A 14,281-nucleotide genomic window follows, 5' to 3' on the forward strand; every position below is an offset into this window, starting at 1 on the left:
TAACCGCGCCAACAATACTGAAATGGCCGCGAAATTACAAATATCTTACGCCTAAAGTCTAAGCAATTTCGGCGACTTTGCCTTCGCCAGAGCGCCTTAAAAGCGTAAAGGCTATTTTACTGTACCAACTGCATTGTTGCGCGATTTTTGTTAGTATCCGTCTAACGAATAATGCGGAAACTCAAACTATGACAAAACAAAACCGCCAGGAAGCGCTGATCCATGCGTTTAAAGCCTTATTGAAAACGGAAAGTTTTGGTTCTCAGGGCGAAATTGTCGACGCGCTGAAAAAAGAAGGGTTTGATAACGTTAGTCAGTCCAAAGTCTCCCGTATGCTGAGCAAATACGGTGCGGTGCGCACCCGTAATGCCCGACAGGAAATGGTCTACACCCTGCCACCGGAGCTGGGAGTACCGACCACCAAAAGCCCGCTACGGCAGCTAGTGCTGGATATCGAACACAACGATGTGATGATTATTATCCGTACCAGCCCGGGCGCGGCGCAACTGATTGCCCGCTTGCTGGATTCCGTTGGCAAGGCGGAAGGCGTATTGGGGACCATAGCGGGGGACGATACGATTTTTATTGCGCCGATTAGCGTGAAAAATATCGATTTTACGCTGCAAAAAGTGACGGAGTTATTCGAAAAGGTCTGAGGATGTACCAAGGCTGCCATTAGCGGCAGCCTCCAGAAAGCCCAGAGCAGGAACAAAAAAGGCCGCGGCCAAATCGATGCGGTAGAAATCCAGCAGGCTGTCGTAATATCGCCCTTCATTTAAGCCTAAGCGGTAATGCCATTGCTGTGCAAAGCGCTCGGCCTGATGACTAAAGTTCAGCACCAACAGGCCCTGACTATTGCCCTGCGAAAAAGGCATATTTTGTTGCAGCAGAGGGAGCGGCGCTAACCCGCCAGCCAGACTGCACTGAAGATGGCTGTTAGGCAGCAGTCGCTCAGCCGGTAGCGGCTTGCCATCGGTTTTCGCAAACCCCAGAATCTCTTCCTGTTGCGCTACGGTCAGTTGCTGCCAGTGTTTCAGGTCCAGGTTGGCGCGATAAAAATGCAAATAACTACCGCCAGCGAACATGGGGGAATCAACAGCAGGCACCAAAGCAGCCTGACGCCGTTTTATACCGCGGGGATTCTGCGGCGCATCCGGAAAACCGGTAAGTTGCCTGCCATCCAAATAACGGAAGCCGGAGAGTTGCTCAGACACTTCAATATTCGCCAGCAACAGCTGCTGGATCTGTTGTAGCGCAATATAGTTTACATCCAAGCGATCCGATCTGACCTGGATCAGTAAATCAGCCATACTGCAGCTCACTGCCAGATGCTCTGAAGGTAGTACCGGAAAGGCCTGTAAGCCTGCCGGACGTTGCCAGGGATAAAGGCTATCCCAATAATGACTACTGATAGCCACCAGACCGGTTAGCATCGACTCCGAAAAATGTTCGGCCAAGCGTTGCAACATTTGTGGAATGCGCAGCAGCTTTTGCCGCAAAATGGCTTCCTGCCCATCCAGGACATTACACAACAAATAACTCGCATGTAAATTTGCTTCGGCACAAATGCCTAATTGTTCCCGCGCCATGCCAGTGTAAGAGTTCCGGTCTGTTTAATATCCTTGCCCCTAGTATACCCTAAATCAGTCTAAGCTTAATCCCCCGAAAGTTTGTGAGATATATCTCACAAAAGACGCAGCCAAAACGCTATTTTAAGCCACCACCTTAGGGACAGAATCAATTAAGCGACTGTATTTAAATAACTTATTCAAATTAACTACTATCTTACAACTTTATGACTAAGATACGAATTGTCTTACAAGGCCCCCAAAGCTGCGGCAAAGGTGCATAATACTCACATCGACGGAATGATAGCTGACAGGAAGTTAGCTGGCAGGATGCCCGACAGGAGTCGAGCGCTTTGATGCGCAGCAGGTGCCGGATGCACTGAACAGGCAGGATGCACAAGGAAGAAACAGGACACCTTCAGGATGAAGAAGGCTCGGCAGGATGAAAGAGCTTTGATGGACAGCCTTGGATGGCAATATTGATCCCGGGTCGCAGGCTGCGGCCAGGCAGATGGTAGTAAGGATAGCCGTTACCATCATAGGATAAGTCATCGTTGATGACGGCAGGATGCGCCAGCGGGCACCGGAGTGCCCACTACCGGAACTCAGGATACTGACCGGATGTCAGTTGCAGGATGCTCAGGCGGGATGCCATCAGGACGAACAGGATTTGCCTCAGGGATCGAGGTTGCAATGGATGCATCAGGAATCAGTGGCCGCGCAGTTTGCGGCCCGCTTCCTTTATACTACCTCACTTTTTTCGCCCCAGCTTTTTTACCCCAAATACACGCTAATATTTTTTTCAGCTAATACCAGCTACCTTTCTGGCCGCCTTATTTTCTCCTGCCTTTGCACACCCGTGCCTGGCGCAACAGTTCCGCTGACAGATAAAAAAACCCCGCGGCTTTCACCACGGGGCGTCAAATTCAGACAAAGGACAAGGATAGACGTGTTTAGGTGGTTCAGGTTTAGTGGGGATTGCCGGTTAGCGGTGCTAACAGGGTTTCGCCCACAGGCTCCCGCAACGTGCCACCTGCACGCTGCGGGCTGCTTACTTTACCGAGGCGACAAATTCAGGATAGGCTTCGATACCACACTCTGAGCTGTCGACACCCTCGTATTCGGCTTCTTCGCTGACCCGGATCCCCACTACTAACTTCAGCAGGTACCACACCAGCAGACTGGTGGCAAATACCCAGCCGAAGATGGTCAGGGCACCAATGATCTGGCCGCTAAAGCTGCTATCACCATTGGTAATAGGCACTAATAACAAACCATATAAGCCCACTACGCCGTGCACTGAAATCGCACCGACCGGATCATCGATTTTAATTTTATCCAGCGCCAGGATAGACGCGACCACTAACACACCGGCAATAGCGCCAAACAGTGAGGCTTGCAGCGGTGTTGGCGTAGAAGGCTCTGCGGTAATGGCAACGAGACCCGCCAGAGCACCGTTTAACGCCATGGTCAGGTCGGCCTTGCGGAACAGGATCACCGAGGTAATCAGGGCTGCGACCACGCCTGAGGCAGCGGCGGCGTTGGTATTCAGAAACACCACAGCCACACTGTGCGCATTGGCAATATCACCCAGTTTTAATACCGAGCCGCCGTTAAAGCCAAACCAACCCATCCACAGGATCAAAGTACCTAAAGCTGCCAGCGGCATATTGGCACCTGGGATCGCATTGACTTTACCGTCTTTACCGTATTTGCCTTTACGGGCGCCTAACAGTAATACCCCGGCTAACGCTGCAGCCGCACCCGCCATATGCACTATGCCTGAGCCGGCAAAGTCAGAGAAACCCAGATCGCCTAAGTTATATAAGCCAAATACTTCTTTACCGCCCCAGGTCCAGCTGCCTTGCATCGGGTAGATAAAGCCGGTCATGACCACGGCAAAGGCTAAAAAGGCCCACAATTTCATCCGCTCCGCTACAGCACCAGAGACAATCGACATTGCTGTCGCGACAAAGACCACCTGAAAGAAGAAGTCAGAAGCACCGGAATAGACGGCGTCACCGGTAAAATCATCTTGCTCCGCAAAGGAGGCTAAAGTGGCATCTACATCAATTTCTGCAATACCTTGCAGGAAAATGCCGCCATCGTACATAAAGTAGTAGCCGCAGACTAAATACATGATGCAGGCAATCGAATAGAGCGCGACATTCTTGGTCAGAATTTCGGTGGTGTTCTTGGCCCGCACCAGACCGGCTTCCAGCATCGAAAAGCCCGCCGCCATCCACATCACCAGCACCCCACACATCAGGAAGTAGAAGGTGTCCATCGCAAACTGTAAATGATAAATTTGTTCTTGCATGGCAAGGCTCCTTAAATCGCTTCAGCGTCAGTTTCGCCGGTACGGATCCGCACCGCCTGCTCCAGGTCATAGACAAAGATCTTGCCATCGCCGATCCGCCCGGTATAAGCCGCTTTCTGGATCGCTTCCAGTAAGCGTTCTACCTGATCGTCCTGGGTAGCAATTTCCAGTTTCACTTTCGGCAGGAAATCAACCTGATACTCGGCTCCGCGATAGAGCTCGGTGTGGCCTTTCTGGCGGCCAAAACCCTTTACTTCGGTAACCGTTAAACCTTCTACCCCAATGTCCGCAATCGCTTCCCGGACATCATCCAGTTTGAACGGCTTGATGATGGCACATACAAGCTTCATGATGGTTTTCCTTATCGACTAATTATGCTGTTCGCTTAAAAAGATAAGAAAACCTTGTGCCAAGATTTTTATTTGATATAAAACATAAACTTAAGCTTTACAGCTTACAGTTGGCGAAAAAAAACGCACCAGTTTAGTGCGTTTTTCCCTGCCAGAGTGCAAGCCAGTACCCGCGCCGGCAATCTGAAAAGCAGCGTATCGGCATGACGTTATGTAGCAGGTTATGCCGGCAGAAATTCCTGCCAGGCTTGTATTAACAACAGCAAATCTGCCAGCCCACATTCGCTGCAAAGCCCGCTTTCATCCAGCTGTAAATCGTCGTCCAGCTCCTCCGGCAGTGATTGTACGGCCAACTCACCGCTCTCCGTCGCCAACAGACTATTATGGCAAACCCGCACTTCCTGCTGCTGCACCAGTAAGCTAAATTCACGCCCCTGATACTGCCAGTCCTGATAAGGCTTGAGTGCCTGTAGCCGGCTTAGCAGCGGCTGGTAAGCACTGGCGCGGTGCGCAAACTCATCCAGCAGAAATTGCTGCAGCGCCGCTTGTTCAGTGGCGAGTTTAAGCCGGTAGCGCCGGCTGTCGCGATCATAGATAAAGTCGTATTCCATCTTTGCCAACTGTTTGCTTTATTGCGGCTGCAGAAATAACAACGCCTGCACAAGGCAGGCGTTGTTAGTCGTTACTAAGTGCTTACACCGCTTGCTGGATAATCACATTATCCGCTTTTTTGGTGTACTGCGGCATCTTATGGAAGTTCAGGTAGCGATAGGTATCGGCTGCCGTGGCATCGATCTGTTTCGCATATTCCATATATTCTGCCACTGTCGGTAATCTTCCGATAATTGAAGATACCGCAGCCAGCTCAGCTGACGCCAGATACACATTAGCACCCTGACCTAAACGGTTCGGGAAGTTACGGGTAGAAGTAGACACTACCGTTGACTTCTCAGCCACCCGCGCCTGGTTACCCATACAGAGTGAACAGCCTGGCATCTCGGTGCGGGCCCCCACTTTGCCGTAAATACCGTAGTAACCTTCTTCGGTCAGCTGGGCCTGGTCCATCTTGGTCGGTGGCGCAATCCATAACCGGGTTGGTAACTGGCCTTTGAACTTATCCAGTAACTTACCGGCAGCACGGAAGTGGCCAATGTTAGTCATACAAGAACCGATGAACACTTCATCAATCTTGTCGCCGGCAACTTCAGACAGTAAACGGGCATCGTCCGGATCGTTTGGCGCACACAGTACCGGCTCTTTAATGTCGGCCAGATCGATTTCGATCACTTCAGTGTATTCAGCATCGGCATCGGCTTCCATCAGCTGTGGATCTTTCAGCCAGGCCTGCATCGCATTGATACGGCGCTCGATAGTGCGCACATCACCGTAACCTTCAGCGATCATCCACTTCAGCATCACGATATTCGATTCCAGATATTCGGCAATCGACTCTTTTGACAGCTTGATGGTACAACCGGCTGCTGAACGCTCAGCAGAGGCATCAGATAATTCAAACGCCTGCTCTACGGTCAGATTCGGTAAACCTTCGATTTCTAAGATACGGCCAGAGAAGATGTTCTTCTTACCTTTCTTATCAACCGTCAGCAAACCTTTCTGAATGGCAACATAAGGAATGGCGTGCACTAAGTCGCGCAGCGTAATACCAGGCTGCATTTCGCCTTTAAAGCGCACCAGTACCGACTCTGGCATATCCAGTGGCATTACACCAGTCGCTGCGGCGAACGCCACTAAACCTGAACCTGCCGGGAACGAAATACCAATCGGGAAACGGGTGTGAGAGTCACCACCGGTACCCACAGTATCAGGCAGCAACATGCGGTTTAACCAGCTGTGGATAATACCATCGCCCGGACGCAGTGAGACACCGCCACGGTTCATAATAAAGTCTGGCAGAGTATGATGCGTATCCACGTCGACCGGCTTCGGATAAGCGGCAGTGTGACAGAACGACTGCATCGTCAGATCGGCAGAGAAACCTAAACAGGCTAAGTCTTTTAACTCGTCACGGGTCATAGGGCCAGTGGTGTCTTGTGAACCTACGGTAGTCATCTTCGGCTCACAGTAAGTACCAGGACGCACGCCTTTCACGCAACACGCCTTACCCACCATTTTCTGCGCCAGCGTAAAGCCTTTGCCAGTGTCGGCTTTGGCTTGTGGGCGACGGAATTTGTCAGAGGCAGCTAAACCTAAGAACTCACGGGCACGGTCAGTTAAACCACGGCCGATAATCAGTGGAATACGGCCACCGGCACGCACTTCGTCAATTAATACGTCAGTTGCCAGGCTGAATTCAGCCAGCACTTCGCCGCTACCATGGCGCACGATTTTGCCTTCATATGGCAGAATGTCGATCACATCGCCCATCTCGAGCTTGCTGACATCAACCTCAATTGGCAGTGCACCTGAGTCTTCCATGGTATTGAAGAAAATCGGCGCAATCTTACCGCCTAATACAAAGCCGCCACCGCGCTTGTTCGGTACGTATGGAATATCGTCACCCATAAACCACAGCACTGAGTTAGTGGCTGATTTACGTGATGAACCGGTACCGACTACGTCACCGACATAAGCCAGTGGGAAACCTTTTTGTTTCAACTGTTCCAGCTGCTTGATCGGGCCAACAGTACCAGGCTGATCCGGTTCGATACCTTCGCGGCTGTTTTTCAACATGGCTAACGCATGCAGTGGGATGTCCGGGCGTGACCAGGCATCCGGTGCAGGTGATAAATCGTCGGTGTTGGTTTCACCGGCTACTTTAAACACGGTAACGGTAATTTTCTTCGCCAGTTCTGGCTTGGCTTCAAACCATTCGGCGTCAGCCCAGCTTTGCAGTACTTGTTTGGCATACTGATTACCGGCATCCGCTTTCTCGGTGACGTCATGGAAAGCATCGAAAATCAGTAAGGTGTGTGACAGCGCCTTGGCGGCAACTGGCGCCAGCTTGGCATCATCCAGCAGGCTGATTAGTGGCTCAATATTGTAACCACCCATCATAGTACCCAACAGCTCAACGGCACGCTCGGCACTGATTAACGGGCTGGCCGCTTCGCCTTTGGCGACCGCCGCCAGGAAACCGGCTTTAACATAAGCGGCCTCATCAACGCCAGGCGGAACCCGGTTGACCAGCAGATCTAAAATAACCTCTTCCTCGCCTTTTGGCGGGTTCTTTAATAATTCAACTAAGGCAGCAACTTGCTCAGCATTTAAGGGCTTAGCCGGGATACCCTGGGCGGCGCGTTCCGCCACGTGTTCACGATATTCTTGTAACACAGTTATGTCCTCTTGGTCGTTGCTTGCAGTCTGGTCACTGCAACGTCATTCCGGTGAATGAATGGGCTCAATTATAAGAAAGATCAGAGCAAAAGCATATTAACACTAATGCACACACACTTATAATGGTTATAAATTTGCTGAATACAAAGCGTCAGGCAGGTAATTTTAATTTATAGTGGTCTGACCAAGGCAGCAAAAAGCCGTGGCACCTTGCGATTTCCAAACAAGGTAACCACGGCTTGATTATAGTGACAGCGCGCTATGGATTACCAGATCTTAACGCGCTGCTCGACCGGTAAATACATCGCATCACCTTCTTTAATATCAAAGGCGGTATAAAACTCCGGCATATTTGGCAGCACACCAATTACCCGATAATGGGCTGGCGAGTGCGGGCCTGTGCTCAGCTGGCGACGCAGCGCTTCTTCACGGAACTTGGTGCGCCAGATTTGGGCCCAGCTGATAAAGAAGCGTTGTTCACCGGTAAAGCCATCCATCACCGGTGCTTGCTGACCATTTAGTGATAACTGATAGGCTTTCAGGGCTACCGTCATACCGCCGAGGTCACCGATATTTTCGCCCAGTGCCACTGCACCGTTCACATTAACACCCGGCAGCGGCTCAAAGCGATTATACTGACCAATCAGCTTGGCACCGCGGGCCTGGAACTGAGCTTTATCCTGCTCGGTCCACCAGTTACGCAGGTTACCGTCACCGTCGTATTTAGCACCCTGATCGTCAAAGCCATGGCCGATTTCATGGCCAATTACTGCACCGATACCGCCGTAGTTTACGGCATCATCGGCTGCCATATTAAAGAACGGTGGCTGCAAAATGGCGGCCGGGAACACGATTTCGTTATTCACCGGGTTGTAGTAAGCGTTGACCGTTTGCGGTGTCATAAACCATTCGTCTTTATCGATTGGCTTGCCCAACTTGCTCACCATCTCATCATAGCCCCAGTGACTGGCACGGATAAAGTTACCGACCAGATCATTGGCCTTGATCTCCAGCGCGGAGTAATCTTTCCACTTGTTCGGATAACCAATTTTCGGCGTAAATTTGCTCAGTTTTTCCAAAGCCGCGACCTTGGTGTCTTCGCTCATCCACTCCAGCTCTTTGATCGACACCTCATAGGCTTTAATCAGATTGGCAACCAGCACTTCCATCCGTGCCTTAGCGGCAGGGCTGAAATGACGCTCAACATATAGCTTACCAGTCAGCTCGCCCAGCACCTGATCGGCAGCATCGACAGCGCGCTTCCAACGTGGTTGTTGCTCCTGGATACCGCTTAAGGTAGTGCCATAGAACGCAAAACGACGGTCAGCAAAGGCACTGTTCAGCTTATCGGCGTAGCTATTAACGGTTTTAATGGTCAGGTAGTCCTGCCAGCTTTGCAGATCGCTGCCGGCAATCACCTGGCCTAAGCCAGCAAAATAACTTGGCTGACGCACAATAATATCGCTGACCTGAGCCAGCTTTACGCCCTCAGCATAGGCAGCCCAATCAAAGGCGCCCAGGCTATTATTCAGCTCTGTGTTGCTGAGTTTATTGTAGGTCTTATCAGCATTACGGCTATCAAGACGGGTCCAGTGATGTTCTGCCAGCGCTTTTTCCAGCTGATACACCCGCTCCGCTGCGTCAGCCGCATCGCTATGGCCTGCCAGCGCGAACATATCGCTCAGATAGGCTTTATATTCACTGATAATTTTCAGTGAGGCTTCATCATCTTTAAAGTAGTAATCGCGATCTGGTAACCCCAGGCCACCCTGATTTAAATACACCGCATACTGGGTAGAGTTTTTCGCATCGTTATTAACAAACCAGCTAAATGGAATCGCAATGCCATCACGTTGTAAGCGGGCAAATATTGCGGGTAGCTGTGCCTTGTCACTTAGCGCTTTAATCGCATCCAGCTGCGGCTGCAGCGGGCTTAAACCCAGCTCTTCGATAACAGACTGGTCCATAAAGCTGTTATAGAAGTGTCCCAGCTTTTGTTCATCCGAACCGGCGGCTAAATCAGTCCGGGCAGAGACTTCTTCAATAATGGCTTTTACCGCCTGCTGCGATTGGTCAGCCAGAATATGGAAAGAGCCATAGGTGGCTTTGTCGGCAGGAATTTCAGTTTCAGCCAGCCATTTGCCATTTACCGCCAGGAAAAAATCCTGACCAAAGGCCACGCTTGAGTCAAAGTACTGGGTATCAATACCTGATACCAGGGCAGCCTGTTGCTGGGTAACTGCAGGTTTGGCCGCCGCACTTTGCTCGGGGGCATTTTGCTTACCACAGGCACTCAGGCCAAGAGCCAGGGCTACCGCACTGGCCACTAAGGTGATTTTTTTCATTGTTATATCCTGTTATACGCGGGAAAAAAGAGTGAACATCTCATCTTACGCCCTCTGTCTGGCCTTGCCAATTTGTGCCAGGCATAAAGTTGTAACAAAGTATGAGAAAGGCCTCAACTGCTGCTTTCCAACGCAAAACCATGTTCGCCCTGCTCAAAAATGACATTAGCCCGCCCCACCAACAGCGGATCGGGGAGCCCTATCGCCGCCGCATCTTTGTTCTCGTATGGCAGGCGCTGCAACACGTAACGCATCGCATTAAGGCGGGCACGTTTTTTACAATCGGATTTAATCACCGTCCAGGGCGCATAGCTGGTATCCGTTGCAGCAAACATCGCTTCTTTGGCCTGAGTATAGTGATCCCATTTATCCAGCGATGCCAGATCGATGGGGCTTAACTTCCACTGCTTTAATGGATGGGCTTCTCGCTCGGTAAAGCGGCGCCGCTGCTCGTCGCGACTGACGGAAAACCAGAGCTTAATCAGATGAATGCCGCTACGCACCAGTTGGCGCTCAAAGTCTGGCGCTTGCAGCATAAATTCCTGATACTCCTCATCACTGCAAAAACCCATTACCCGCTCAACACCCGCTCTGTTGTACCAGGAGCGGTCAAATAATACGATTTCCCCCCGGGTGGGTAGCTGTGCCACATAACGCTGAAAATACCACTGCCCCTGCTCAACCGTGGTCGGTTTCTCGAGCGCGACCACACGAGCGCCACGCGGATTCAGATGCTCCATAAAGCGCTTGATGGTACCGCCTTTGCCTGCCGCATCCCGCCCCTCAAACAGGATCACCAGCCGCTGGCCGCTGGCTTTAACCCAGTGCTGTAACTTTAACAGTTCGACTTGCAGCTGATATTTCTGTTGTTCGTAGCTTTTGCGACTTAAGCGGTTTTGGTAAGGATAGCCGCCACTGCGCCAGTCAGCGGCCAATTGCTGGTCGGCTTTCAGACGGCGTTTTTCTGACTGCGCCGATTCGCCCTTAAGTAACGCCTTACTCAGTTGTGTCAGATCATCAGGTGACAAGCCTTCCAACATCACCAGTAAATGCTCGGACAACTGGTGCAAATCGCCAGCCGCACGGGCGGCAATAATATCTTCAATCGCCACTGCCTTGGCCTGCTGACTGGCGCTAAGCCTTTGTGTCACCCGTTCAGTTTGCGGATCCTCTGCTGTCGTCTCAGCCTGGACTTTCTCGGTCATCATATCTCCTACGCGCTGTGTTAAGTGGCAACCTCGCATTGATAACAACTGGGCGAGCGCGGGCAGCTGCCGCCCCGGGCGCAAATCAGTTGTGCGGGTTTATTCATGCTACGGCTAACCCAGTTGATATTCAGAATATTGGCCACCCGCTTTAAGGTGGTTTGAATATTTTGCGGCACAGTAGCAGCGCCACCGTAACTGATACAACGTGCCTTCATCTCCTGCGCCAGCGCATCGGCATCCAGCCCCTGAGCCGCCAGAGCCGGATTCAAATCAATACCAGCACATAATACATGGTCATTACCGGCCAAATCTTTGACCTTGGTCGACTCACAGCAATAAATTCTCGGTTGTCCCTGCACATCCAGCAAAGATAGTTGCGCCGCACTACCCGATTCTTTTACCTCAAACATCCGGAATACCGCCCAGTGTTGGCACGGGTCCTGGACTTGTCGCATATTGCCCCAGGGCAGCGGGATACCATTACCGCGATACACTGCCTTTAATTTACCGGGGCTGTACGCATCAAAATAGTGCCAGTGCGGATAGGGTGACACCGCCGTCATCCGCCGCATCGCCACCGAAGCCGACACTTCAGCCTGCAAGTGACTGGCAATTTCGTAGCCACGCCGCTCCAGCAACTGCCGGAATGGCTGTTTCGGACACAGCAGCGCACCGGCAAAAAAGCTCGACTCAAAGTCGCGCCAGGCATGCAAAATGTCCTGCGGTGCCATGCTACTGCTGTCAGCAAACACATCGTCATGCGCCCCGCCGACTGCCATGGAGCTTTTCACGCCATCTTTGTTATGCAGTACCGCATGGCCAATATGTACTGCCAGTTCATATTTTAGCCGGGTTGGCCATTGCTGCAGGATCCGGTGCAAATGCAAACTCTGCGGTGGCACAAAAAACGAGGTCTGAATATTATTCGAGCGGACGCCCAATTCGTCGATTAGCTCGCGCGGTGCTTCATCAAACCAGTGAATACTCAGTCCCAGTTGTTTGACGATGGCCAGCAATTCGTCAACCGATAACGGCAGCCGCTTTAAACCCACTTCTTCAGCGGCGCGCTCCAGCTCAGGAAAATGATTCTGATGATGCTCCTGATGGGCACGAATTAATAGCTGAGCAAACTGCCGGCCACTGGTGCCGGTTTGCGACAACAACTCTGGGATCGCAATCTGTAAAATATCGCCGCTAAACAAAAAGCCTGGCTCCAACGGCATACCATTTAAGCCACCCTTGCTTTGCTTCGGTAGCACCAGATCCTGCTCCTCCGCTTCGCCATCCAAAAACCAGTCCAGCTCTTTTTGAAACACCTGCGCAATAACTTCCAACATTTCGACGGCCGGCACCCGCTTACCGCGCTCAATCATTGATAAATAAGATACCGAGGGCGCCGCTTCCGGATTCAGCCGCACACAACGGGTCGACAGATCTTCAATAGTTAAGTTATTGCGCTTACGCAAATTTCTTATTTTAGTGCCCAGAAAATGGGACTTACGCAGCAGGCTTTTGTTGATTTTCATTTTGTAAAATTCACACTGTAAAATTTTTATTGTGAAATTATGCTTAAAACTAATCTAGACTAGATTTCAAGCAATAGCAAAAGCTAGTGCCAAAACTAAGCCTTATCAGAGGCAAAATACCGACCCTACCCGATGAGGAACACAAGATGACAACTTTAGCTAACCCACTGCAGCAGGAGCTGCATATCCAGCAGCAAATCCAATTGATCACCGAGCTGAACCAACAGCATGTGCGCCAGGTCATGGATTACTCAAAAGGTTTTCTGGACAAAACCTTCCCACTGGCCCGGGGTTCGCATAAAGATGTCGCCAGCTATGTGGTGTACTACCAGCAACTACTGGCGTTTTTTCATGATGGCAGTACCAGCGGTTTAAAAGAACCGGCACAATTTATTGCCCTGATTGGCCACCGCGAAGCACCAGAAGCGCTGTTGCTGCAGAATGAAGAGCGCCATGTTGAATTGATCCTGAACCGGCGTGGGCTACAGGGTAGTCAGGATCCGGCTGGCATTGACGATATTCAGCTGCAAACCACCACGCCGGACTGCAATTGGTTTAGCCTGATCAGTGGCCGGCAGATCAGCTGCCGCAGCCGTGCGGAAAAAAGCTTTACCGCCAAAGATGGTCAACCCTTTCAACTTTAAGCTGCTCCGGCAACCTGCTGCGGTTGCCGGCGTCTTACTCCGGGGTTAAGCTGTGTGCATCTGCTTGTCGTGAGATCTGGCCTAACCCTGAATGCTTGAACTTAAACACCTGAAAACACTAACAACACTGGCAAAAACCGGTAGTTTACAGGCGGCGGCGCTGGAACTCTGTGTTACCCAATCCGCCCTCTCCCATCAACTGGGTCAGTTAGAGCAACGGCTTGGGCAAAGGTTATTTCAGCGTAAAAGTCAGCCGCTACAGTTTACGGCTAGCGGCCAGGCGTTGCTGGAATTGGCACAGCGGGTGCTGCCTGATGTGGCACACACACTCAGACAGTTACAGCAGCCTGGCGACGCAAACGCCACTTTAGTATTAAGTGTGGAGTGTCATGCCTGTTTTCACTGGATCCTGCCGGCACTGCGTCTGTATCGGCAGCAGAATCCGGCACTGACCATCACCCTCAGCCATGAAATTGAGCATGATGCTGTCACCAGTTTATTAACTGGCGAGCTGGATATTGTGCTAACCACCGATCTGCGCCATGCCGACAAGTTGCAGCTTTATCCGTTATTTGAGCTGGAGTTAGTGTTGTTGGTGAGCCCGGATCATCCGTTGGCTCAGGCAGAGCAGATTACACCGGCGCTGCTGCAGCATGAGGTGATCCTAAGCTACCCGATCCCAGCTGAGCGGCAGGACTTATTCCGCTGTTTTATGCCGGATCTCAGCTTTAAAGGTCAACTCAAAGCCGTCGCCCAAGGCAGCCAAATTGTGCAATTGGTCGCAGCGGGCCAGGGCATTGCTGCCCTGCCGCGCTGGATGGCGGAACCCTTTGCCAGTCAAGGCCTGTTGGTTAGCAAAACCCTGGGTACTGCTGGCTTATGGCGTCCGATGTATTTGCTACACCGGCCTAATCAGGCCCCTGCCAGCGCACTTGCTGCTCTGGCAGAGGTGTTCCGGCAAGCCGCACCAGAGTCAACCCGCCCGGTTCAACTCCCAAAATAATTCAGGCTCCCGCAGGAGCCTGA

Annotated in this window: 11 protein-coding genes; 3 read left to right on the forward strand and 8 right to left on the reverse strand. The window is 51.5% G+C overall.

All coding sequences use genetic code 11. The features are described from left to right. Window positions 1–188 precede the first annotated feature (188 nt). On the forward strand, window positions 189–656 hold the full coding sequence (gene argR / locus H1D31_RS02360) for a transcriptional regulator ArgR (protein WP_008951008.1): 468 nt from the start codon (window positions 189–191) through the stop codon (window positions 654–656). Here argR and H1D31_RS02365 read toward each other — a convergent pair. The 8 genes from H1D31_RS02365 to H1D31_RS02400 form a co-directional block, all read right to left on the reverse strand. Beyond that, entirely contained in the window at window positions 639–1,589 is a 951-nt protein-coding gene (locus H1D31_RS02365) for a Dyp-type peroxidase (protein ID WP_261255668.1), read from the reverse strand. The genes argR and H1D31_RS02365 overlap by 18 nt on opposite strands. 1,030 nt (window positions 1,590–2,619) lie before the next feature. After that, on the reverse strand, window positions 2,620–3,888 hold the full coding sequence (locus H1D31_RS02370; protein ID WP_261255670.1) for an ammonium transporter: 1,269 nt from the start codon (window positions 3,886–3,888) through the stop codon (window positions 2,620–2,622). Window positions 3,889–3,899: 11 nt separating this feature from the next. After that, a complete protein-coding gene (glnK, locus tag H1D31_RS02375; RefSeq protein WP_008609277.1) occupies window positions 3,900–4,238 on the reverse strand; it encodes a P-II family nitrogen regulator in 339 nt (112 codons plus the stop codon). 221 nt (window positions 4,239–4,459) lie between these two features. Then, the gene (locus H1D31_RS02380) at window positions 4,460–4,849 is read right to left on the reverse strand and encodes a YacL family protein (RefSeq protein ID WP_261256424.1); all 390 of its coding nucleotides are present in this window, start codon (window positions 4,847–4,849) and stop codon (window positions 4,460–4,462) included. 82 nt (window positions 4,850–4,931) lie between these two features. Continuing rightward, window positions 4,932–7,529, reverse strand: a complete 2,598-nt coding sequence (gene acnB, locus H1D31_RS02385; protein WP_261255675.1) for a bifunctional aconitate hydratase 2/2-methylisocitrate dehydratase — start codon at window positions 7,527–7,529, stop codon at window positions 4,932–4,934. A gap of 269 nt (window positions 7,530–7,798) precedes the next feature. Further along, window positions 7,799–9,877, reverse strand: a complete 2,079-nt coding sequence (locus H1D31_RS02390) for a M13 family metallopeptidase (RefSeq protein WP_261255677.1) — start codon at window positions 9,875–9,877, stop codon at window positions 7,799–7,801. 113 nt (window positions 9,878–9,990) lie between these two features. Further along, window positions 9,991–11,082 carry a polyphosphate kinase 2 gene (ppk2, locus tag H1D31_RS02395; RefSeq protein ID WP_261255679.1) on the reverse strand — a complete coding sequence of 364 codons (1,092 nt, stop codon included), beginning with the start codon at window positions 11,080–11,082 and terminating at the stop codon, window positions 9,991–9,993. A gap of 20 nt (window positions 11,083–11,102) precedes the next feature. Further along, on the reverse strand, window positions 11,103–12,611 hold the full coding sequence (locus H1D31_RS02400; protein ID WP_008609285.1) for a DUF3612 domain-containing protein: 1,509 nt from the start codon (window positions 12,609–12,611) through the stop codon (window positions 11,103–11,105). 146 nt (window positions 12,612–12,757) lie between these two features. Between H1D31_RS02400 and H1D31_RS02405 the strand changes: the two genes are divergently transcribed. Both H1D31_RS02405 and H1D31_RS02410 read left to right on the forward strand, forming a co-directional pair. Further along, a complete protein-coding gene (locus H1D31_RS02405) occupies window positions 12,758–13,255 on the forward strand; it encodes a malate synthase (protein ID WP_261255681.1) in 498 nt (165 codons plus the stop codon). A 91-nt stretch (window positions 13,256–13,346) separates the two neighbouring features. Next, a complete protein-coding gene (locus tag H1D31_RS02410; RefSeq protein ID WP_008609287.1) occupies window positions 13,347–14,258 on the forward strand; it encodes a LysR substrate-binding domain-containing protein in 912 nt (303 codons plus the stop codon). Window positions 14,259–14,281 lie beyond the last annotated feature (23 nt).

The organism is Alishewanella sp. BS5-314 (assembly GCF_025377695.1).
Taxonomy (GTDB): Bacteria; Pseudomonadota; Gammaproteobacteria; order Enterobacterales; family Alteromonadaceae; genus Alishewanella; species Alishewanella aestuarii.